At 55.0% G+C, this 20,860-nt stretch carries 20 protein-coding genes and 2 tRNA genes; 6 read left to right on the top strand and 16 right to left on the bottom strand.

The features are described 5' to 3' along the window. Positions 1-166 precede the first annotated feature (166 nt). The 13 genes from ybgF to ACVBEG_RS05930 form a co-directional block, all read right to left on the bottom strand. Complete coding sequence (ybgF, locus tag ACVBEG_RS05990) at positions 167-994, bottom strand: tol-pal system protein YbgF (protein ID WP_447107447.1); 828 nt, start codon at positions 992-994, stop codon at positions 167-169. Between the two features lie 6 nt (positions 995-1,000). Then, positions 1,001-1,501 carry a peptidoglycan-associated lipoprotein Pal gene (gene pal / locus ACVBEG_RS05985; RefSeq protein ID WP_322180361.1) on the bottom strand — a complete coding sequence of 167 codons (501 nt, stop codon included), beginning with the start codon at positions 1,499-1,501 and terminating at the stop codon, positions 1,001-1,003. A 52-nt stretch (positions 1,502-1,553) separates the two neighbouring features. Beyond that, positions 1,554-2,804 (bottom strand): Tol-Pal system beta propeller repeat protein TolB, encoded by a 1,251-nt coding sequence (tolB, locus tag ACVBEG_RS05980; protein WP_322180362.1) that lies wholly within the window; start codon positions 2,802-2,804, stop codon positions 1,554-1,556. Between the two features lie 47 nt (positions 2,805-2,851). Then, positions 2,852-3,943 (bottom strand): cell envelope integrity protein TolA, encoded by a 1,092-nt coding sequence (gene tolA, locus ACVBEG_RS05975; RefSeq protein ID WP_322180363.1) that lies wholly within the window; start codon positions 3,941-3,943, stop codon positions 2,852-2,854. Further along, on the bottom strand, positions 3,943-4,398 hold the full coding sequence (tolR, locus tag ACVBEG_RS05970; RefSeq protein ID WP_219064274.1) for a protein TolR: 456 nt from the start codon (positions 4,396-4,398) through the stop codon (positions 3,943-3,945). Before tolR ends, tolA begins: the two co-directional genes overlap by 1 nt. Positions 4,399-4,421: 23 nt before the next feature. Next, positions 4,422-5,117, bottom strand: a complete 696-nt coding sequence (tolQ, locus tag ACVBEG_RS05965; protein WP_219064264.1) for a protein TolQ — start codon at positions 5,115-5,117, stop codon at positions 4,422-4,424. Then, entirely contained in the window at positions 5,107-5,574 is a 468-nt protein-coding gene (ybgC, locus tag ACVBEG_RS05960) for a tol-pal system-associated acyl-CoA thioesterase (protein WP_322180381.1), read from the bottom strand. The genes tolQ and ybgC overlap by 11 nt, the downstream gene beginning before the upstream one ends. Before the next feature lie 140 nt (positions 5,575-5,714). Then, the gene (gene ruvB, locus ACVBEG_RS05955; protein ID WP_322180382.1) at positions 5,715-6,770 is read right to left on the bottom strand and encodes a Holliday junction branch migration DNA helicase RuvB; all 1,056 of its coding nucleotides are present in this window, start codon (positions 6,768-6,770) and stop codon (positions 5,715-5,717) included. Then, entirely contained in the window at positions 6,771-7,379 is a 609-nt protein-coding gene (gene ruvA, locus ACVBEG_RS05950; RefSeq protein ID WP_322180383.1) for a Holliday junction branch migration protein RuvA, read from the bottom strand. Between the two features lie 115 nt (positions 7,380-7,494). Next, the gene (gene ruvC / locus ACVBEG_RS05945; protein ID WP_219064268.1) at positions 7,495-8,019 is read right to left on the bottom strand and encodes a crossover junction endodeoxyribonuclease RuvC; all 525 of its coding nucleotides are present in this window, start codon (positions 8,017-8,019) and stop codon (positions 7,495-7,497) included. A 128-nt stretch (positions 8,020-8,147) separates the two neighbouring features. Then, positions 8,148-8,894 carry a YebC/PmpR family DNA-binding transcriptional regulator gene (locus ACVBEG_RS05940; protein ID WP_322180385.1) on the bottom strand — a complete coding sequence of 249 codons (747 nt, stop codon included), beginning with the start codon at positions 8,892-8,894 and terminating at the stop codon, positions 8,148-8,150. Positions 8,895-9,017: 123 nt separating this feature from the next. After that, a complete protein-coding gene (aspS, locus tag ACVBEG_RS05935) occupies positions 9,018-10,793 on the bottom strand; it encodes an aspartate--tRNA ligase (protein ID WP_322180387.1) in 1,776 nt (591 codons plus the stop codon). Positions 10,794-11,030: 237 nt separating this feature from the next. Next, on the bottom strand, positions 11,031-11,378 hold the full coding sequence (locus ACVBEG_RS05930) for a ribbon-helix-helix domain-containing protein (RefSeq protein ID WP_322180389.1): 348 nt from the start codon (positions 11,376-11,378) through the stop codon (positions 11,031-11,033). Positions 11,379-12,534: 1,156 nt separating this feature from the next. Here ACVBEG_RS05930 and ACVBEG_RS05925 point away from each other — a divergent pair. Then, positions 12,535-13,140 (top strand): cold-shock protein, encoded by a 606-nt coding sequence (locus tag ACVBEG_RS05925; protein WP_219061295.1) that lies wholly within the window; start codon positions 12,535-12,537, stop codon positions 13,138-13,140. Between the two features lie 74 nt (positions 13,141-13,214). Here ACVBEG_RS05925 and ACVBEG_RS05920 read toward each other — a convergent pair whose 3' ends face one another. Both ACVBEG_RS05920 and ACVBEG_RS05915 read right to left on the bottom strand, forming a co-directional pair. Continuing rightward, complete coding sequence (locus ACVBEG_RS05920) at positions 13,215-13,421, bottom strand: SlyX family protein (RefSeq protein ID WP_219061294.1); 207 nt, start codon at positions 13,419-13,421, stop codon at positions 13,215-13,217. Continuing rightward, a complete protein-coding gene (locus ACVBEG_RS05915) occupies positions 13,418-13,849 on the bottom strand; it encodes an HIT domain-containing protein (protein ID WP_447108444.1) in 432 nt (143 codons plus the stop codon). Before ACVBEG_RS05915 ends, ACVBEG_RS05920 begins: the two co-directional genes overlap by 4 nt. Positions 13,850-14,839: 990 nt before the next feature. On the opposite strand from ACVBEG_RS05915, the gene ACVBEG_RS05910 reads away from it, so the two are divergent. From ACVBEG_RS05910 to ACVBEG_RS05900, 3 genes are all read left to right on the top strand, one after another. After that, complete coding sequence (locus ACVBEG_RS05910) at positions 14,840-16,180, top strand: OprD family porin (RefSeq protein ID WP_322180393.1); 1,341 nt, start codon at positions 14,840-14,842, stop codon at positions 16,178-16,180. A 187-nt stretch (positions 16,181-16,367) separates the two neighbouring features. Next, positions 16,368-18,083 carry a proline--tRNA ligase gene (locus tag ACVBEG_RS05905; protein WP_447107446.1) on the top strand — a complete coding sequence of 572 codons (1,716 nt, stop codon included), beginning with the start codon at positions 16,368-16,370 and terminating at the stop codon, positions 18,081-18,083. Between the two features lie 87 nt (positions 18,084-18,170). Then, the gene (locus ACVBEG_RS05900) at positions 18,171-19,127 is read left to right on the top strand and encodes a hypothetical protein (RefSeq protein WP_322180397.1); all 957 of its coding nucleotides are present in this window, start codon (positions 18,171-18,173) and stop codon (positions 19,125-19,127) included. Here ACVBEG_RS05900 and dinB read toward each other — a convergent pair. Then, positions 19,124-20,185 (bottom strand): DNA polymerase IV, encoded by a 1,062-nt coding sequence (dinB, locus tag ACVBEG_RS05895; RefSeq protein WP_322180400.1) that lies wholly within the window; start codon positions 20,183-20,185, stop codon positions 19,124-19,126. The genes ACVBEG_RS05900 and dinB overlap by 4 nt on opposite strands. 249 nt (positions 20,186-20,434) lie before the next feature. Between dinB and ACVBEG_RS05890 the strand changes: the two genes are divergently transcribed. Further along, a tRNA-Met gene (locus ACVBEG_RS05890) sits at positions 20,435-20,511 on the top strand. A 252-nt stretch (positions 20,512-20,763) separates the two neighbouring features. Continuing rightward, a tRNA-Met gene (locus ACVBEG_RS05885) sits at positions 20,764-20,840 on the top strand. Positions 20,841-20,860: the final 20 nt, after the last annotated feature.

The raw sequence follows: 20,860 nt of genomic DNA, 5'->3' as shown, positions 1-20,860 counted from the left end.
ACAGGCCGTCCGCCTCCGTTAGGCACTTCAAGGAACCTGCATGCGCATGATTCAGGGAAGCGAATGTATTGCCGGAATTTCGGGTGCGGAATTCTAACAAGAAAGCCGCGACAAGCGCGGCTTTCTTTAACAGAACAGGTGTCAGTGACCTCTGACGATACGCATATCACATGCGTTGCAGATCCCGCTGAGCCAACTGTGCAGCCGACGTACCCGGATATTGGGAGACAACCTGCTGCAAAATGCCTTTTACCTTATCGGTATGACCGAGACGACGCTCAACATCTGCAAGCTTATAGAGCGAGTCCGGGACTTTGGCATGCTTGGGGTACAGCTGACTGACCTTGGCGAAGGCTTGACCGGCACCTTGCAGATCACCTTTGGCCAAGTTCACTTCGCCCAACCAGTACTGGGCGTTGCCCGCATATTGGCTGTTCGGGTATTTGCGCAGGAAAGCCGCGAACGCCTGACTGGCTTTGTCGAAATCCTTGGCCTTGATCAGATCGAAGGCAGCGTCGTAATAGACCTTTTCCTTCGCCGGATCAACCGGTTCCGCATTTGCCGCAGGAGCCTGACTTGCAGGCGCCGCAGGCGTACCACCGGCATTTATATCGCCGCTGGCTTGAGAATTATTGGTAGCTGCTGCGGGCGCACCGCCAGCTCCAGCTCCAGCGCTAATGCGCTGATCGAGTTCCTGATAACGCTCCAGTGCTTCCTGCTTCATGCGCTGGATATCGTTTTGCTGAACCTCGACAGTACCGCGCAACCGCGCGATTTCGTCCTGCATTTGTTGCAACTGCATGAACAGCTGACCCTGTGCCGAGGCAGGGGCCGTAACCCCTCCCCCGGCATAGGCGCCGGACGTGCCATAACCCGCTGGCGGATAACTGCTGCTACCAGAGCCAGAATTGTCATCTACCACAGGAACCGCACCCCACGCAAAAAGCGGAAGGGTGAGAGTCAAAACGGCTAAAGCACGACGGCACGTTCGCATGTCAAATTACTTACGCAGTTCGACGCGACGGTTTTGAGCCCAGGACTGCTCGTCGTTGCCGGTAGCAACTGGACGCTCTTCGCCATAGGAAACCAATTCCAGCTGAGCTGGGGAAACACCTTGCAGTACCAGGTAACGCTGAACGGCTTTCGCACGACGCTCGCCCAGTGCCATGTTGTACTCACGAGTACCACGTTCGTCGGTGTTGCCTTCCAGAACGACGCGAGCGCCATTGGCTTTCAGGTCTTTAGCGTGAACATCCAGAGCGCGCATGGCTTCTGGCTTCAGGTCCGAGCTATCGTATTCGAAGTAGAAGGTGGTGATTGCGCGCAGAGCAGCTTCTTCGCTCAGGCTGCCATCAACAGCGCCAGTGTTAGCGCCGTAACCAGCGTTTGGATCTACAGCAGCGCCTGTACCGGCATTATCGCCGCCTTTGGACGAGCAACCTACAGCTACAGCCATGGCCAGAGCCAGCGCAGCAAATTTACCAAACTTCAGCATTTCCATCTTGAAACTCCTAATGAACCCCAGTGTGTTAAGTAAAACGTGTAGCGCCGCGTCAGTTCAGGTAAGGGGACCAGGAAGGTTCTCTGACTTCGCCTTGAGCGGTAGGAAGCGGGAGCCTTACGCGTCCATTAATGGACACGAGCATCAAGACTCCCCGGCCCTGCTGGCGGGTGGCGTAGATTACCATGGTGCCGTTGGGTGCGACAGTAGGCGACTCATCAAGGTTGCTATCTGTGAGGATTTTTACTGTACCGCGCTGCAAATCCTGCACTGCTACCTTGAAGTTTGTGAAGCCATCCTGACGATGAATCATTACCAACGTCTTTTCATCGGCCGACAGTTTAGGGTTGGCGTTGTAGTTACCTATAAAGGTCACACGCTCGGCACCGCCGCCGTTGATGCTGGTTTTGTATACCTGTGGCTTGCCACCACGGTCGGACGTGAAGTAGATCGTCGAACCATCCTTGCCGAAGAACGGTTCGGTGTCGATCGCCCCGTCATTGGTCACGCGACTCAATTGACGCGAGGCCAGGTTCATCACGTAAATTTCCGGGTTGCCGTCTTTGGAAAGCACGAACGCCAACTTGCTACCGTCCGGAGACCACGCAGGCGCGCCATTGAGGCCTTCGAAGTTGGTGATTTGTTCACGGCGACCCGTATCGATATGCTGGACGAAAATACGCGGACGCTTCTGTTCGAACGACACATAGGCGATACGCTTGCCATCTGGAGCGAAACGCGGCGACAGAATCGGTTCACGCGACTGCAACAGAGTCACTGCCCGCGCACCGTCATAATCCGAACGCTGCAGAGTGAAGCGCGTATTGTTTTCGGAGAAACGCTCGGCGGTGACGTACAGCATGCGCGTCGAGAAAGCACCCTTGATACCGGTGAGTTTCTCGAACGACTGGTCGGCGATGAAGTGCGCCATGTCGCGCAACTGATCGGTCGTGCCAGAGACGTTACCCGTCAACACTTGCTGCTCGGTCGCGACATTGAACAGTGCGTACTGGATCTGCAGACGACCGCCCGCAGGAACGATGCTGCCTACCATCAAGTACTGCGCACCGAGCGCCTTCCAATCGCGATAGATGACCTCGCTGGCCGAGGTCGGCAAGCTGATCATGTTCTGCTTTGGAATCGGTGAGTAATAGCCCGAGTTACGCAGGTCATTGCTGATGATTTCCGACATGTCCTCGGGCAAGACGTTACCGCCCTGCCAGCCAAAAGGCACAACGGCAATCGGAGTGGCACGGTCACTACCACTGGTGACCATGATGTTCTTTTCTTCTGCAGCGACCATTCCCGCTGCACAGCAAAGAACGACAAGCAGTCCTCGAAGGATGTTAATCACGGAGCTAGATCCTCTGGTGTGAATGTCATCTTGAATGAGCGATAGGGTTGGAAATCGGCTGGCTTCATACCCTGCATTTCGGTCAAACGACCAATGTTTTTAACAGCAGCCACGGCCGAACTGTCGTAAGACGCATCGCCACTGGACTTGGAAACACTGACCGATGTCACCGTACCATCCGGCAACATATTGATCTGCAGCACCACTTTCATGCCCTTGCGCGCCGACGGTGGGCGAGCCCAGCCTTCAGCAGCACGCGCACGAATCAGATCATCAAAGCTGCCCGCAGTTTCATCGCCCTGTTCATCTGCCAACGCCTGCTGCCGTTCCGTTTTATCGGAGAGCAATTCAGCCAAGGCTTGCGCCTTCTTGTCTTCAGCAGATTTACGCGCGGCTTCTGTTGCCTTTTTGGCAGCATCGGCAGTCGCTTTTTTCTTGGCGTCGTCGGTGGCTTTTTTCTTCGCGTCGTCAGCGGCTTTTTTCTTAGCGTCTTCCGCGACTTTCTTCTTCGCGTCATCGGCAGCCTGCTTCTTGGCTTCTTCAGCCGCGGCTTTCTTCGCGTCTTCTTCGGCCTTTTTCTTCGCGTCTTCTTCGGCTTTCTTCTTGGCTATATCAGCCAATTTTTTTTCTTCGACCTTTTTAGCATCAGCGGTCTTTTTGGCTTCGTCAGCTTTCTTGGCATCATCGGCTTTCTTGGCCTCATCAGCCTTCTGCTCTGCTTTCTGCGCGTCCTCAGCCTTTTTCTCTTCGGCTTTTTGAGCCGCCTCTTCTTTCTTTTGTTCCGCAGCTTTTACAGCTTCCTGTTTTAGCTGCTCGATTTTTTTCGTTTCCAGTTGCTCGACTTCAGTTTGCCGGGCAGCCGTTTTCTTCGCCTCACCGGCAATTTTCTGATTGGTCTGGGTCGTTGCCTGGCTTTTAGACTTCAACTGATACAGGGTCGCCTGAACGATAGGCCTGGCTTCCGGCAGATCCGGGGTCATGGCAAAGCTGACAAAGAGCATGCCAAATATCAGGATGTGCAGGGCCACAGCCCAGACGCTGGGCCAGAAGTAGCTTTCCGAGGCGGACGGCTCTCGCTGTTGGTGCATCAGGGCGCCTCGGTAATCAAGCCAACATTACCGACCCCTGCTTTCTGCAGCCCGCCCATTGCGCCCATTACAGAGCCATAATCAACGGTTTTGTCACCACGGATAAAGACCTGGGTCTGCTTGCCGCTTTCACGACCGGCGCTGATGATTTTGGTCACCGCGCTGGTCATCTGGGGCAACGTCATGGCTTTGTCCATCTGTTTATCGGTATCGACTTCACTGCCAAGGTTCCAGTAATAGGTCTTGTCAGCCTTGATCGAAATAGTCAGAACCTGAGTGTTGTTGTCCTGCGGCAAGGCCTCACTGGAGACTTTGGGCAGGTCGACTTTCACGCCCTGATTGAGCATCGGCGCGGTGACCATGAAAATGACCAGCAACACCAACATCACGTCGATGTAAGGCACCACGTTCATTTCGGCAACCGGCTTGCGGCGTTTGCGGCGAACTCGAGCGATTAAAGCCATTGGGAATTACCTGCTCACTCTTCGCTGGTGTGCACTTTACGGTGCAGGATCGCCTGGAACTCATCGGCGAACGTGTAGTAACGGCTGATCAACAGTTCACCGCGAGCGGCAAAACGGTTGTAGGCGATTACTGCCGGGATAGCGGCGAATAGACCAATAGCGGTTGCGACCAAGGCTTCGGAAATACCCGGTGCAACAGTCGCCAGGGTGGCTTGCTGGACGGTCGCCAGACCACGGAAGGAGTTCATGATCCCCCATACTGTACCGAACAAACCGATGTAGGGGCTGGTGGAGCCGACAGTCGCAAGAAAGGGCAGGCCCTGCTCCAGCTTCTCTTCCTCACGGGAAATGGCCACGCGCATGGCTCGAGCCACGCCTTCCATGACCGCATCAGGATCGACACCTGGCTGCTGACGCAGACGGGAGAACTCCTTGAAACCGGCGCGAAAGATTTGCTCAACGCCTGAGTCAGGGTCTGGATTGCTCCCGGCCTGACGGTAGAGTTTGGACAGATCAATACCCGACCAGAAACGCTCTTCAAAGCTCTCCAGTGCACGACGAGCTGCGCGCAGCATATTGCCGCGCTGAAAAATCACGACCCACGAGGTGATTGAGGCACCCACCAGGATCAGCATGACCAACTGAACAACGATGCTGGCATTGCTGACCATACTCCACATGGAGGAATGGTCGACGACGTTAGCTTCCACGCTTTATCTCCTGCTCTAAATGTGTACCCGCGCCGCTCTGGCCGGCAAAGGCCGCACGCAAAGCTTCGGGAATGGCCCGGGGTTTCAAACTATCGGCGCGTACACACGCCACCAGAAACTGCCCCTCGCAGAGCAGTGTTTCATCCGCAGCCCGCCTGACCTGCTGCCGAAATCGCAGGCTGGCGCGGTTCAATTCAATGACGTCAGCGCTTATCAATAGCTCGTCGTCCAATCGCGCCGGCTTGTGATAGCGCGCCTCGCTGGAATGCACGACGAACAACAAGTTCTCCCCTGCAAGCTCCGACTGAGCAAAGCCCAACTCCCGCAGTCGCTCGGTTCGAGCCCGCTCCATGAACTTCAAATAGTTGACGTAGTAAACGATGCCGCCAGCATCGGTGTCCTCGTAATAAACGCGACAGCGATGTGCGAACGACTGAACCCCGTTTTGCGCGCGCATACTCTAGTGCTTACTCCTCAGGTTGCCAATCCGCCAGGCGACTGTTTTTCATTGTTTTTCAGCTAATTGCCGACCAGAACCGCACATCAGCCTGTCAGACCACCAAAACCCCGAATAAATCGGTGCCTTGATAGTTTTAATTATTCGCCCCCTTCGTCGACAAAATCGCTGGCGACTGGCATGTCCCCCATCCGTGACGGGATGTTCAAACCAAAGTGCAGGTAGGCGTGCCGGGTAACGACACGTCCACGAGGGGTACGCATGATATAGCCTTGCTGGATCAAATAGGGCTCGAGTACGTCTTCAATTGTGTGCCGTTCTTCACTGATCGCTGCAGCGAGGCTGTCGACACCCACCGGGCCGCCATCGAACTTCTCGATCATCGTCAGCAATAGACGTCGATCCTGGTGGTCGAAACCACGCTCATCGATATCCAGCAGGTTCAGCGCCAGATCGGCAATCGGCTTGGTGATATGACCGGTGGCACGCACTTCTGCGAAGTCACGCACACGACGCAGCAAGCGGTTGGCGATACGCGGCGTACCCCGAGCACGACGGGCAATCTCAAAGGCACCCTCGGGCTCGATAGGCAGCCCCAAAATACCGGCAGAGCGCATGACGATGGTCGCCAGATCAGCAGTGTTATAGAACTCCAGACGCTGAACAATGCCGAAGCGATCACGCAGCGGGTTGGTCAACATGCCCGCACGCGTGGTGGCCCCCACCAGCGTAAACGGTGGCAAATCGAGCTTGATCGAACGCGCAGCAGGACCTTCGCCGATCATGATGTCGAGCTGAAAATCTTCCATCGCCGGGTACAACACTTCTTCGACAATGGGCGAGAGCCGATGAATCTCGTCGATGAACAGCACATCGTTGGGCTCGAGATTGGTCAATATCGCCGCCAAATCACCGGGACGCTCAAGCACCGGCCCCGAGGTACTCTTGATGGAGACCGACATCTCCTGGGCAATAATATGCGCCAGAGTGGTCTTGCCCAGACCCGGCGGGCCGAAAATCAAGGTGTGATCCAACGCTTCGCTACGTCCACGCGCAGCCTGGATGAACAACTCCATTTGCTCGCGCACGGTGGGCTGGCCAATGTAATCGGCCAGGCTTAATGGACGGATTGCACGATCCAGCTGCTCATCACGATCACGGCCTGTGGAGGTTATCAAACGGTCAGCGTCGAGCACTTAAGCCATTCCTTTCAAAGCACGTCGAATCAGATCTTCACTGCTCAAATCTTTTTCCTTGATCGCAGATACCGCCTTGCTGGCTTCCTGAGGTTTGTAACCCAGGGAAATCAGCGCACTGACCGCATCGGCTTCGGCCGTCGCCACCAGTGGCTCGGCGTTAGGCCCGTTTGAAACCAGGGTAAAGGTGCCCGGCAAGGATTCCCACGCTTTGAAACGATCCTTGAGCTCGACCAGCAAACGCTCGGCGGTTTTCTTGCCGACGCCCGGAATCCGGGTCAAGGCCGAGGTGTCCTGAGCCTGAACGCAGCGAACCAGCTCATCCACTTCCAAGCCGGACATCAGCGCCAATGCCAGTTTCGGACCGACACCATTGAGGCGAATCAGCTCACGAAACAGTTCACGCTCGCGCTTTTCGAAGAAACCGTAAAGCAGGTGCGCGTCCTCACGAACCACCAGATGGGTGTGCAAGGTCACCGGTTCGCCAACATGGGGCAGCCGATACAGAGTCGTCATGGGCACTTCCAGCTCATAGCCGACGCCGTTGACATCCAGTACCAGGTGCGGCGGATGTTTTTCAGCCAAGAAGCCGCGTAACCGTCCAATCACGTATCAGATCCTTTCTCGTGGCCCGTCATAAGCATGACGTTGGCACAAATAATGGTCGCAATCATTACAGGAGTGAGAAGACCTGCAAGCTAAAAAGTTTGAGCCGATGATGCTATCAGAGACGCAGCCGCCCGCCGCGACTGCGTGCGGTATTCAAGCCGTGCGGTATCAGGCTCGAACGCGTATGTGCATGACACAGTGCGATAGCCAGGGCGTCGGAGGCGTCGATCTGAGGTTTCGTCGTCAGTTTGAGCAAATGCATGACCATCATCATTACCTGCTCTTTATTGGCGCCACCGGTCCCGGCCACCGCCTGCTTGACCTGAGTCGCGGTGTACTCGGCGATCTCCAGACTCTCTTCAGCACCGGCAACAATGGCCGCGCCACGCGCCTGACCCAGCTTGAGCGCGGAATCGGCGTTACGCGCCATAAACACTTTCTCGATACCCATGGTCACGGGACCGTACGTCTGAATGACCTCACGTACACCGCGATACACAATCTGCAAACGCTCGTGCAGCAGACCGCTGCCGGTGCGAATACAGCCCGAGGCCACGTACACACAGCCGCGACCGGTGTCCCGCACCACGCCATAGCCGGTGATTCGCGAACCGGGGTCGATACCAAGAATAAGAGTCATAACGCCTGCAGCTTAATAAGTGACGCACACAATTGAACGCAGCATAAAGGCAGAAGCCGGAGGCCGATAGCGCGTGAGTATCACGGCTTCGTACCTCCGGCCTCAAATCCAGAACTGACAGGCACCTATCAGCCGAGCTGTTCCATGACCTCGTCCGGAATTTCCGCATTGGAATAGACGTTTTGCACGTCATCCAGGTCCTCGAGCATGTCGATCAGCTTGAGTACCTTTTCAGCCGTTTCCAGATCGAGTACAGCGCTGGTCGTCGGCAACATGACGATTTCCGCGTCGAGTGCCTTGAAACCGGCAGCCTCCAGCGCATTCCGCACGGCATAGAACCCCGAGAAGGAAGTGAACACATCAATGGAGCCATCCTCATGGGTGACCACATCATCGGCATCCGCTTCCATCGCGGCTTCCATAAGCGCGTCTTCATCAACGCCAGGCGCGAATGAAATCTGCCCTTTACGATCAAACAGATAAGCCACCGAACCATCAGTGCCCAGGTTGCCGCCGCATTTTGTGAACGCGTGGCGAACAGCTGCGGCAGTGCGGTTGCGATTGTCAGTCATGGTTTCGACCATGACGGCCACACCACCCGGACCATAGCCTTCGTAACCGAGCTCTTCGACATCATCACCTTCGGCAGCGCCAGCACCTCGCGCCACGGCACGATCGATCGTGTCGCGCGTCATGTTCGCACCAAGCGCCTTGTCCAATGCCAGACGCAGACGCGGGTTCGACCCCGGATCACCCCCACCTTGACGGGCAGCGACAGTCAGTTCGCGAATCCACTTGGTGAAAATCTTGCCTTTCTTGGCATCCTGACGCTCTTTGCGGTGCTTGATGTTCGCCCACTTAGAATGACCTGCCATAACTCGCTCCGAATTCTTTTTGAAACACACTCACCTTTCGCCCAATGAACACGAGCAAAAAGCTTCAACAAAATCAGGACCCGACCCAGGGCGCATCATCAAGATGATGCGCCCTGCTCAGCGTCATTCAGCCTTGGGCTGCTCGCGCAAACGGATGTGCAGCTCGCGCAATGCCTTGGCATCAACCACGCCTGGGGCCTGGGTCATGACATCGGCAGCGCTCTGGGTTTTCGGGAACGCGATCACTTCACGGATCGATTGAGCGCCGGTCATCAACATCACCAGACGGTCCAGACCGAAAGCCAAACCACCGTGCGGTGGCGCGCCGAACTTCAGAGCGTCGAGCAGGAAGCCGAACTTCTCTTGCTGTTCGTCTGCTTCGATACCCAGCAGACGGAAGACCGCTTGTTGCATCTCCTTGCGGTGGATACGGATTGACCCCCCGCCCAACTCGGTACCGTTAAGGACCATGTCGTAAGCACGGGACAATGCCGTAGCCGGGTTGGCCTCAAGCTCTTCAGGGCTGCATTTGGGTGCAGTGAACGGGTGATGCAGCGCGCTGAAGCTGCCGTCATCGTTCTCTTCGAACATCGGGAAGTCGACAACCCACATCGGTGCCCACTCGCACGTGTGCAGCTTCAGGTCGTTACCGACCTTGATCCGCAATGCGCCCAAGGCTTCACTGACGATCTTGGATTTGTCTGCGCCGAAGAACACGATGTCGCCATCGACGGCACCCACACGGTCCAGAATCACCTTGAGGTTTTCCTCAGGGATGAACTTGACGATTGGAGACTGCAGGCCTTCGGCGCCCTTGGCGCGCTCGTTGACCTTGATGTAAGCCAGGCCTTTAGCGCCGTAGATGCTGACGAACTTGGTGTATTCGTCGATCTGACTGCGCGGCATGCTCGCGGCACCCGGTACACGCAGGGCTGCGACACGACCTTTAGGATCGTTGGCTGGACCGCTGAACACCTTGAACTCTACGGCGTTGAGCTGATCGGCAACATCGACCAGTTCCAGCGGGTTACGCAGGTCCGGCTTGTCGGAGCCATAACGACGCATGGCTTCTGCGAACGTCATGTGCGGAAAGTCGCCGAACTCCAGGTCCAGCACTTCCTTGAACAGCTGACGAATCATCTTCTCGGTGATACCGATGATGTCTGCTTCATTCAGGAAGCTGGTCTCGATGTCGATCTGGGTGAATTCCGGCTGGCGGTCAGCACGCAGGTCTTCATCGCGGAAGCACTTGGCGATCTGGTAGTAACGATCGAAGCCAGCGACCATCAGCAACTGCTTGAATAGCTGCGGGGATTGCGGCAAGGCAAAGAAACTGCCTGGGTGGGTACGACTCGGTACCAGATAGTCGCGAGCGCCTTCCGGTGTAGCACGGGTAAGGATCGGCGTCTCGACATCGAGAAAGCCGTTTTCATCCAGATAGCGACGGATGCTGGTGGTGATGCGCGAACGCAAGCGCAGCTTTTCCGCCATTTCCGGACGACGCAGATCGATGAAGCGATAACGCAGGCGCGTTTCTTCACCAACGTCGGAGAACTCGTTCAGCGGGAACGGCGGTGTTTCCGACTCGTTCAGCACTTCGAGCTCATAGCCCAGCACTTCGATACCGCCGGACGCCATGTTCGCATTAACTGCGCCAGCAGGACGTGCGCGCACCTTACCGGTGATCTTGACCACGTATTCGCTGCGCACGCGGTCGGCGGCAGCAAAGGTGTCAGCGCGATCAGGGTCGAACACCACCTGAGCCAAGCCTTCACGATCACGGATATCGAGGAAAATGACCCCGCCATGATCACGACGACGGTGGACCCATCCGCAAAGGGTAATTTCCTGACCTTCCAGGCTCTCGTTCAGTTGGCCGCAATAATGGCTGCGCATCATGATGGTGTTTTCACTTCTCGTAATTCGAAATTCGGTGGAGCTCTCGCCCTTCGCTTGCGCTCAATAGTGCAAGAACCTTGGCGTGCAGTTCAACCCGTCCGGCCTGCGCCACGTAGTAAGGCGGGGGATTATATAGGGTTAATGGACACTGTGCAGCCGCCCGACCTGATCACGTCAACATATGTGCCTTCCACCTGACGAGAGCCCTGCCTGCAGCCCATGATCGCCCGGACAAGGTCACGCCAGGACCGAGGAAAGCGCTGTCGCATCGTTTTTTTGCAAATGAGCGACGCACACCACGCGAATCAGCCCGCTGAAATTTTTCACACCGCCATGGCGTAGATGCACTTCTCGATCAACATAAGACAGGACTGCATTGACCGAGCAACTGTTGGAGCGGGCAATATCAGCCAAAATACCCCAGTACACTTCCTCCAGGCGCAAACATGTCGCCAACCCATTTAAGCGAACCGACCTCGAATGAGGACGCGCAAGGTTCATATTAAAATCCTCAACAAAGGGATCGTCTTGTATTTTTCCATAGCGGCCAGGATCTTGTAGCATACGCCCACTGCGTCGAATCATTACAGCCTCCTTCACGTGCCGTCCATCTAATGCACATAAGCTGGACATCAATAAATATAAGAACCACCTTTATGTAAAGCCAATTAAATATTTCTGACCAGCAGAACAAACACACCAAGCCTGTAGGACATTGCTGCATTTCAGTGAGGATTATCGAGCGCAGCTAACTCGCCAATCGCCCCCCTGTACGACGGCCCCCTTAACTATTCCATTCGTTGACTGCCCCCCGGAAAACAGGATAAGCAGCTATTTTTATGCACTCGATCATATAGAATATAACTCATTGAAAACAAAGGAATAATTTCGAAAAAAGCTGTCGTATCCAGATGATTTACTGGAAGAGAACGCAGACGAGCAACAAAGAAATGACGAGCAAACCACGCCAGTAACGCAAGCAGCGCAATTTGCAAACCACCATTATTTAATGTCAAGTAGCGAGCCAAGCATTCCTGCGACGCGCTCATGGGCTAACGAGCACTAAGCCACTACGTAAACGGCCAACTCACTATTCACTTTATCGACCCGCTGAAAGGTGCTCAACACTATTGACTGCACCGCCCTTTCAAATACCATGCACAGGAGACTTAACACCGAAACTCCGATACACCAATAAACGTTACGGGCTTTAAAATGAATCACATACGCTTCTGACAGTGAACAAGAAAGACTGTCCATAATCGACTGACGATCTTCTTCGCCGCTATCGATATCGACGACCATGCCCCCTTTTTTTTACAGAAGGGTTCTACCAACCCGATGCAGGACCGCGCTACAAAGAGAATCCGCAAACCCCGACAAATTGTTGCAGAAAGGGTGGCGTCACAGGCAAACCGACGAACAGCAGTCTCGCTTTCTGGAGCGAACCGGCTGCCATCCAGCACGATCCTGATGGCGACCGCTCTAAACCAGGTATCGGCACGCAAACCACCGCCCCACATCAAACCACCTGAGCATCAGGACCCAAGCAGCGCTAAGCGGTTGATTTGAGTAGCCCTCGGCTTTGCTGTTAAATAGACGCGTGTCGCTACTGACGTGCCGCTTGGCTGTAGCACATAGGCTGACTCGCCGTTCGTGCATTACGCCTCCTATTATTCAGAAGCGTACCGGGCGCAATCAGCTATCTCCTCGTGATCCGTCTTAATGTGAGTTTATTAAAATGTTGAAAATCGTCCACTTGCTAACAGGCGCAGCAGCCCTGCTCCTTTCCTTCATCCCTAGCCTGCGTAGTGAAGCCCTGTCTTCTTACCTCCTGCAACCCGATGCGCTTTACCTGGCGCTTTTCGGCTTGCTCAACCTGTTACTTGCCCCCGTAATCCCTTACTGGAACAGAGGCCCTCGTCATCAACTGCAAAATCTGGTCAGCGGTCTTCTCGTGCTTGCCGTCATCCTTCAAACCTTGACCCTGCTTGTTCCACTGCAAACCATTGCTGGCCAACCGGCGATCATTGTCAGCCTGATCAGTGTCCTTATTGCAGTGCTGCTGCATTTGGCCGTCAGCTTCTATCAATCGTCACCTTCGCCTGCGGCACAAAGCCACGACATGACCAACCGCGATACCGGGACCGTCAAGTGGTTCAACACCTCCAAAGGGTTTGGCTTCATTTCCCGCGACTCCGGCGATGATATTTTCGTCCACTTCCGCGCTATTCGGGGCGAAGGCCATCGCGTACTGGTCGAAGGCCAGCGCGTCGAGTTCTCAGTGATGAATCGCGATAAAGGCCTGCAAGCCGAAGACGTAATTGCGGCACTACCACGCCGCTAAAATCTCTCCCGCCCCAAAAAAAGAAAACCCGCCTCTCTTTACGAGATCGCGGGTTTTTTATCGACCAGAAAAAATCAGTAATGCGGAGGGGGCGCCTCCTCCTCGAACGTATCGAACTGATTGCCGGCTTCTTCCTGACGCTTAAGCAGTGCAGCCATCTGCAACTGCAAGCGCTCGACCACACGCTGCTGAGTGACCAGGACATCATTGAGCGACTGAATCGTGTCGTCCTGGAAGGCCAATCGACTTTCCAACTCGTTAATACGCTGCTCAAGGCTCATGCGTGTTCCTCCTCGAAATGGAAATTGTCTGTCAATACCGACTGTAGACGATCGCGGAGGTCGGACAGTTGTTGGCTAGTATAAGGCTGTGCCGGATGCTTACCCCAAACAGGCGCGGGCCACGCTGCATCTTTCTGATAACGAACGATAACGTGCATATGTAGCTGGCTAACGATATTCCCCAATGCCGCGACATTCAGCTTGTCTGCATTGAATGCATCACTGAGTGCTTGCGAGAGCGCAGTAGTCTCCTGCCACAGTTGCAACTGATCCGCCGCGTTCAGCTGGAACAATTCACTGATGCCCGCACGACGCGGCACAAGAATGAACCATGGGTAATTCGAATCATTGGATAGCAGCAAACGACACAAGGGGAAATCGCCAAGGGGCACAGTATCTTGCGCAAGACGCGGATCTAAAACGAACACCGCAAAACTCCTGATCAACTGGTTGGTTTTTAACTCGACGCCCCGAACCGCGGAGTCATCCAGCAATACCTCGCAGGATACGCGGGAATGTGTAGTCATTCACTGTCCACCCTCAACCTGGACACGCTGAGCCACCGACCAAAAACCCTGACAGACATCCGCAGGGCATGCGCAGCTGCCATCTGCACTGATTTGGCACACCGCGTCCCTCGCGGCAACGCCTGATACCGCTCCTTGAATGTAGATCAGTTTCCAACCAGGCAGCCCAAAAAATGCTGCCTGGTCATTTTTCGGCAACAAAAGGACAGCGAAACTGCCGTGCCTAATACCTTATAGTCGACCTCAAGGACCTGACATCAAGCACACTCGTAACACAGTGCACCAAAAAGACTCACTTTTCCTTTCAACCAGTACCAGCCATCCTGAATCTACCCAGCCCGCCAGACTGACCGGTAACGCTTCTTAGGTCCTCAGCGGATTCTCAAGCAATTCTCAGGTTTTTTTCCTGAAAAAAAATAGATTAAAAACCATATAAATCAATTACTTAGAAAAATATAGCGCTAAAGAATGATGTTTTGTGAAAAAAATGTCATCGTTTTTGATCTTTGTGCACGGTTGTTGCTTTGTTACACACCAGAGTCCGCCGATGTGCTTACTACCCAGCAGACACATCCGGAGATGAATAAAACGGCAGCGCATTATCCAGGGAGTGTTTGAGCGGCTGTACATAGACTGTTTTCACCTATGCTTAAGCCCTCAAAAATAACGCCGTAGTTGTGGGGTTTGATAACAGGAGCTACACAATTGCGACATGGACAACCTACATTTGCGACACCACCGTAAAGATGCCGAAAGGATAGGTTTGTAACTATCGCCAACATGGTCAGCGTGATATAAATTTGCGCCGACACAAAAAGAAAGAGCCTCCCAGATAAAAAAACAGGTGGGATGGCGGCAACTTTTCTTAAAAAACCAAAGGAGCAAATCACGATGAGAGTGATGAAGTGGAGCGCAATCGCACTGGCCGTAACTGCGGGCAGCACCCAATTGGCAACGGCTGCAGCCTTCGTCAGTGATCAGGCCGATACCAAGGGCTTTGTACAAGACAGCACGCTGAATCTGCTGCTTCGTAACTACTACTACAATCGTAACAAGACCGATGGTGGGGTAGACGACAAAGACTGGACCCAAGGTTTACACGGTGTTTTCAACTCGGGCTTCACTCAGGGTACTGTCGGCTTCGGTGTTGATGCCTTTGGCTACCTCGGCCTGAAGCTTGACGGCTCAGACAAGTATGCCGGTTCGGGCAACCTGCAACTCGAGCATAATGCCGATGGTTCTATTAAAGGCAACGAAAGCAGCTACGGCAAATCCGGTGCGGCGCTTAAAGTCCGTATTTCCAAGACAGAGCTGAAAGTCGGTGACATGCAGCCGACCACTAGCCCGGTCTTCGCGGTGGGTGGCTCTCGCCTCCTGCCACAAACTGCTACCGGCTTCCTATTGCAGAGCAGCGAAATCAAAGGTCTTGACGTTGAAGCGGGCCATTTCACCTCCGCGACCAGCCAGGACACGACCAAGCATGATGGCGATCTTTATGCCACTTATGCTGGTGTCACAGCAAAATCGGCAGATTTCGTCGGCGGCAAATACGCCATCACCGACAGCCTGAGCGCTTCGCTTTATGCAGCTAAACTGCAAGACATCTGGAACCAGTACTACGCTAACGTGAACTACGTTATGCCTATCGCTGACACGCAATCCTTGGCGTGGGATTTCAACATCTACCGCACCACTGATGCAGGCGCCAAGAAAGCAGGCGACATTAGCAACACCGCTTTCTCCCTGGCAGCAGCGTATTCGTTCCTGACCGCACATACCCTGACCCTCAGCTTCCAGAAGGTCAACGGCGACACCCCATTCGACTACATCGGTGTGGGTGACAACAACCGCGGTGGCGACTCGATATTCCTCGCCAACTCTGTTCAATACTCCGACTTTAACGCACCTGGCGAAAGATCGTGGCAAGCTCGCTACGACCTGAACATGGCGTCCTACGGCGTACCGGGCCTGAGCTTCATGACCCGTTACGTTGCCGGCAGCCACATTGACGGGACGAACACTCCATCGAACAGCACCTATACCGACCTGTACGGTAAAGACGGTAGCCACCACGAGACCAACCTGGAAGCCAAGTACGTAGTACAAACTGGCCCAGCCAAAGACCTGTCCTTCCGTCTTCGTCAAGCTTGGCACACTGCCAACGCTGCAGAAGGCGAAGGCGATGTCCAAGAGTTCCGCCTGATCGTCGACTACCCGATTTCGGTTCTGTAACCGCAGTCAGCGTTTCGTAATCGAAAAAACCCGGCCCAGGCCGGGTTTTTTTACGTCGTTTTTTCAGGCAACCTTTTTTAACCAGGCAGAACACCTTCCGTTGTGCCGGCCTTACCCTGTACGCAACGAAATCCCCCCCGTACAATGCGAGGTCATTTCTAGCCTCAGCAACCGACAACGGCCTACCATGCGTACCAGTCAATATTTGCTCGCCACACAGAAAGAAACCCCTTCCGATGCAGTGGTCGTCAGCCACCAGCTGATGCTGCGTGCCGGCATGATCCGCAAACTCGCTTCCGGCCTTTATACCTGGCTCCCCATGGGCTTGCGGGTTTTGCGCAAGGTCGAAGCTGTCGTTCGTGAAGAGATGAACGCTGCTGGTGCGCTCGAAGTATTGATGCCGGGCATCCAGCCTGCAGAGTTGTGGCAGGAATCAGGGCGCTGGGAACAGTACGGCCCAGAATTGCTGCGCATGAAAGATCGACATAACCGTGAATTCTGTGCGGGCCCGACCCACGAAGAAGTCATCACCGATCTGGCACGCAACGAGCTCAACAGCTATAAGCAGCTGCCGATCAACCTGTACCAGATCCAGACCAAATTCCGCGATGAGACCCGCCCACGCTTTGGCGTGATGCGTGGCCGTGAATTCATCATGAAAGACGCGTACTCCTTCCATGTCGACCAGGTTTCGCTTCAGGCTACCTACGACCGGATGCATCAGGCGTACTGCAACGTATTCACCCGCCTGGGCCTGAACTTCCGCCCGGTCGAAGCCGATAACGGCTCCATCGGCGGCGCGGGCTCTCATGAGTTTCACGTGCTGGCCGAGTCTGGCGAAGACGACATCGCATTCAGCGACAGCTCCGATTACGCTGCAAACATTGAAAAAGCCGAGGCCGTTCCACGCGAACAGTCACGCCAGGCACCCACTGAAGAACTGCGCCTGATCGACACACCACACGCCAAGACCATCGCGCAACTGGTAGAAGGCTTCAACCTGCCGATTGAAAAGACCATCAAAACTCTGGTGGTCCACGCAGCTGAAGAAGGCAAATTGATCGCGCTGATCATTCGTGGCGATCACGAACTCAACGAAATCAAGGCCGCCAACCTGCCTCAGGTCGCCAGCCCGCTAGTCATGGCATCCGAATCCGAACTGCGTGACGCCATTGGCGCTGGCGCAGGCTCGCTTGGCCCGTTGAATCTACCGCTGCCTTGCATCATCGACCGCTCCGTCGAACTGATGAGCGACTTTGGCATCGGCGCCAACATCGACGACAAGCACTACTTTGGCGTCAACTGGGAGCGCGATCTACCGGTTCCCGCCGTGGCCGACCTGCGCAACGTGGTGGCTGGCGACCCAAGCCCGGACGGCAAGGGCACGCTGGAAATCAAACGCGGTATTGAAGTCGGGCACATTTTCCAGCTGGGCACCAAGTACAGCGAAGCCTTGAAGTGCCAGGTGCTTGGCGAAAACGGCAAACCTGTAACCCTGACCATGGGCTGTTATGGCATTGGTGTTTCTCGCGTGGTGGCAGCTGCCATTGAGCAGAACAACGATGAAAACGGGATCATCTGGAACGATGCTCTGGCACCTTTCCAGATTGCCCTGGTGCCATTGCGCTATGAAACCGAGGCAGTGCGCGAAGCAACCGACGCGCTGTACGCCGAACTGACCGCAGCTGGCTTTGAAGTGCTGCTGGATGATCGCGACAAAAAAACCAGTCCCGGCAACAAGTTCGCAGACATGGAGCTGATCGGTATTCCGCACCGCATCGTGGTCAGCGACCGCGGCCTGGCAGAAGGTAACCTTGAGTACAAGAGCCGTACTGAAGCCCAGGCGCAAGCCTTGCCTGTGGCCGATGTCCTGTCCTTTCTTCAAGCCCGCATCCGCCGCTGAGTCCGGGGCGCGCACATGAAAGCGTGCGCGCCCTCGCCATCGACGCATGACAAGGCAAGACCCGAACTTTCCGTATCAAGAGATCACATGCTCAAGCGAAATACCTTAAGCCTCGGTAGTGCCGCACTGTGCGGCACCCTGCTTGTCAGCGGTTGTGCCAACCACCTGTCACCACACAGCGAGCACGAAGAGCGCGTCGAGCGCAAATTGCTCAATCACAGCCTGCAAGTCGATATCGGTGAGCCCAAGATGCTTGAGCTTCCGCAACGTCGCGTGCGGATTCATGATCAGAAGACGTTCGAAGTCACCGAATTCGAAGTCACCCGCAACTATGATCGCTACACCCCTTACCAACCTTGGCGCGAGACCTATGAAATCCCGCTGGGTGCAGTTGCAGTGGTGGGCGGTATAGGCGCCAATATTCTCAACGTGGTCATGCTTGGGCGCTTACCCGACAGCATGACCAAAGACTGGATCAGTTACGGCTTTGCCGGGCTCAATCCATTCATGAACATGCCGTCCCTTGGCAGGGCGCAGCAGAACCTTTCCAGTATTGATGAGGCTCAGCACGACAAGCGGATTGAGTATTCCAGCTTGCCCTGGAGCGAACGCCCGGTCGAGGTCAAGGCAGGCGCGCAAACTTACGATCTGACAACTGATCACAACGGGGTACTGCGCCTGAACCTGCTCGACAGCCCTTTTGCCGAACAGGAAATCAATCACATCACCCGCTTGCAGATCAGTGTCGCGGATGATCAAGACAATGTACGCGTCAGTGCTACCCTGCCGATCAGCAATTCATTGCGCGGCAAATTGCGCGAAGCTCACGCATTGATCTACGACGACCTGGAAGATGACGAAGTCAGCCAATGGGTACACCGGGTCAAACGTCTCTCAGAACTGGGACTCGAAGAAGAAGCCAGCGAGCTGGAACAAAGCCTGATCGAACTGACGCGCAATGACCCCGAACTGCAACAGCAATTTCTTAAATCGCTGACCAAAGACGCCGGGCGCCTGGTGGCCGATCCAGGGCCGAACAGCTAACGCGTAAACAGCTCCAACTGCTCATGACCACCACGTAGATCCTGCAGACGCACGCCGATACCCAATAAGCGCACCGGCTTATCACCTCGAGCGAATGCCTGGGTCAGCAGCTGTTCAAAACCATCCAGATCACGCCCCGCGCCTGATTGCTCGAGGGTAGTTTGAGTGAAGTCATGAAACTTCACTTTGACGAAAGGCTTACCCGCCCTGTAGCTGTCGTCCACGCGCGCCATTCGCCCAGCGAGCGTCGCGAGTAACTCCGGCAGTTTTTCCAGACAGCTGGCCAGATCGGGCAAATCCGTATCGTAGGTGTTTTCGACACTTACCGACTGACGCCGACTGTCGTTCTGCACCGGCCGATCATCAATCCCGCGCGCCAGACTCCACAGCCGCTCACCAAACGTACCGAATTCGCGCACCAAGGCCAATTTGTTCCAATCGCGCAGATCCGTGCAGGTGGTGATACCAAGTCGGCCCAGCTTGCCCGCAGTTACCTTGCCGACGCCATGCAACTTGCTCACCGGCAATGTGGCGACGAACGCTTCTACTTGATCCGGGGTAATCACAAACAAACCGTTGGGTTTTTTCCAGTCACTGGCAATTTTTGCGAGGAATTTGTTTGGGGCCACCCCGGCTGACACGGTGATATGCAGTTGATTGGAGACACGACGACGGATGTCCTGAGCAATTCGGGTCGCACTTCCCGAGAAATAGTTGCTATCCGAAACATCCAGAAAAGCCTCATCCAACGACAGAGGCTCGATCAGATCGGTGTAATCGCGAAAAATGGTCTGGATTTCACGGGAAGCCTCTTTATAAGCTTCCATGCGCGGCTTGACGATGGTCAGGTCGGGGCACAGCGTCAAAGCATGCCTGGACGACATGGCCGAACGCACGCCATAGGCCCGCGCCTCATAGTTGCAGGTGGCTATCACTCCGCGCCGGTCCGCCGAGCCGCCTACCGCCAGCGGCTTGGCAGCAAGACGCGGATCGTCGCGCATTTCGATGGCGGCGTAGAAGCAGTCACAGTCGACGTGGATGATTTTGCGCTGCGTCATGAGGTGCGGTTATGAATGCTGTGGGCTGCGCAGTATCTCACCCACGCTGAAATGTGGCACTCACGATACCGAAAGCAATGTACGAAAGGCCTGAGAAAATGACCAAAATAGCCCTGCCAGGTCCGCGCTACGCGCCCTCAAGCCGATTCGCGCACTCAATTAGCATCGCTAAGCGATTGAAGGAAAAGAATTTTTCTGAAATTAACAATTGACAGCCCGGCGTTCCACTGTAGAATGCCGACACACAGACGCGGGATGGAGCAGTCTGGTAGCTCGTCGGGCTCATAACCCGAAGGTCGTCGGTTCAAATCCGGCTCCCGCAACCAAACATCAAAAAAGGCTACTCGAAAGAGTGGCCTTTTTTGTGCCTGCGATTTCATCACATCCAACCTTGCCCTCCCCCTTCGCTGTGGAGCAGTCAGGAATAGACGGATGAGACATGAAGGACGCCCCATCAGGAAAACCCTTTGCGCACCGAACACTTAACCGATCCGACAAGCTATTTACGCTTATTTGTCGCTCATACCGCATTAACGGTTGACACCCCACCGTTCCACTGTAGAATGCCGCCACACAGACGCGGGATGGAGCAGTCTGGTAGCTCGTCGGGCTCATAACCCGAAGGTCGTCGGTTCAAATCCGGCTCCCGCAACCAAATATCAAAAAAGGCTGCTC

The sequence above is a fragment of the Pseudomonas sp. GG8 genome, assembly GCF_052976945.1.
Note: the sequence above shows the minus strand (reverse complement) of the source record. Positions and strands in the feature narration are given on the sequence as shown.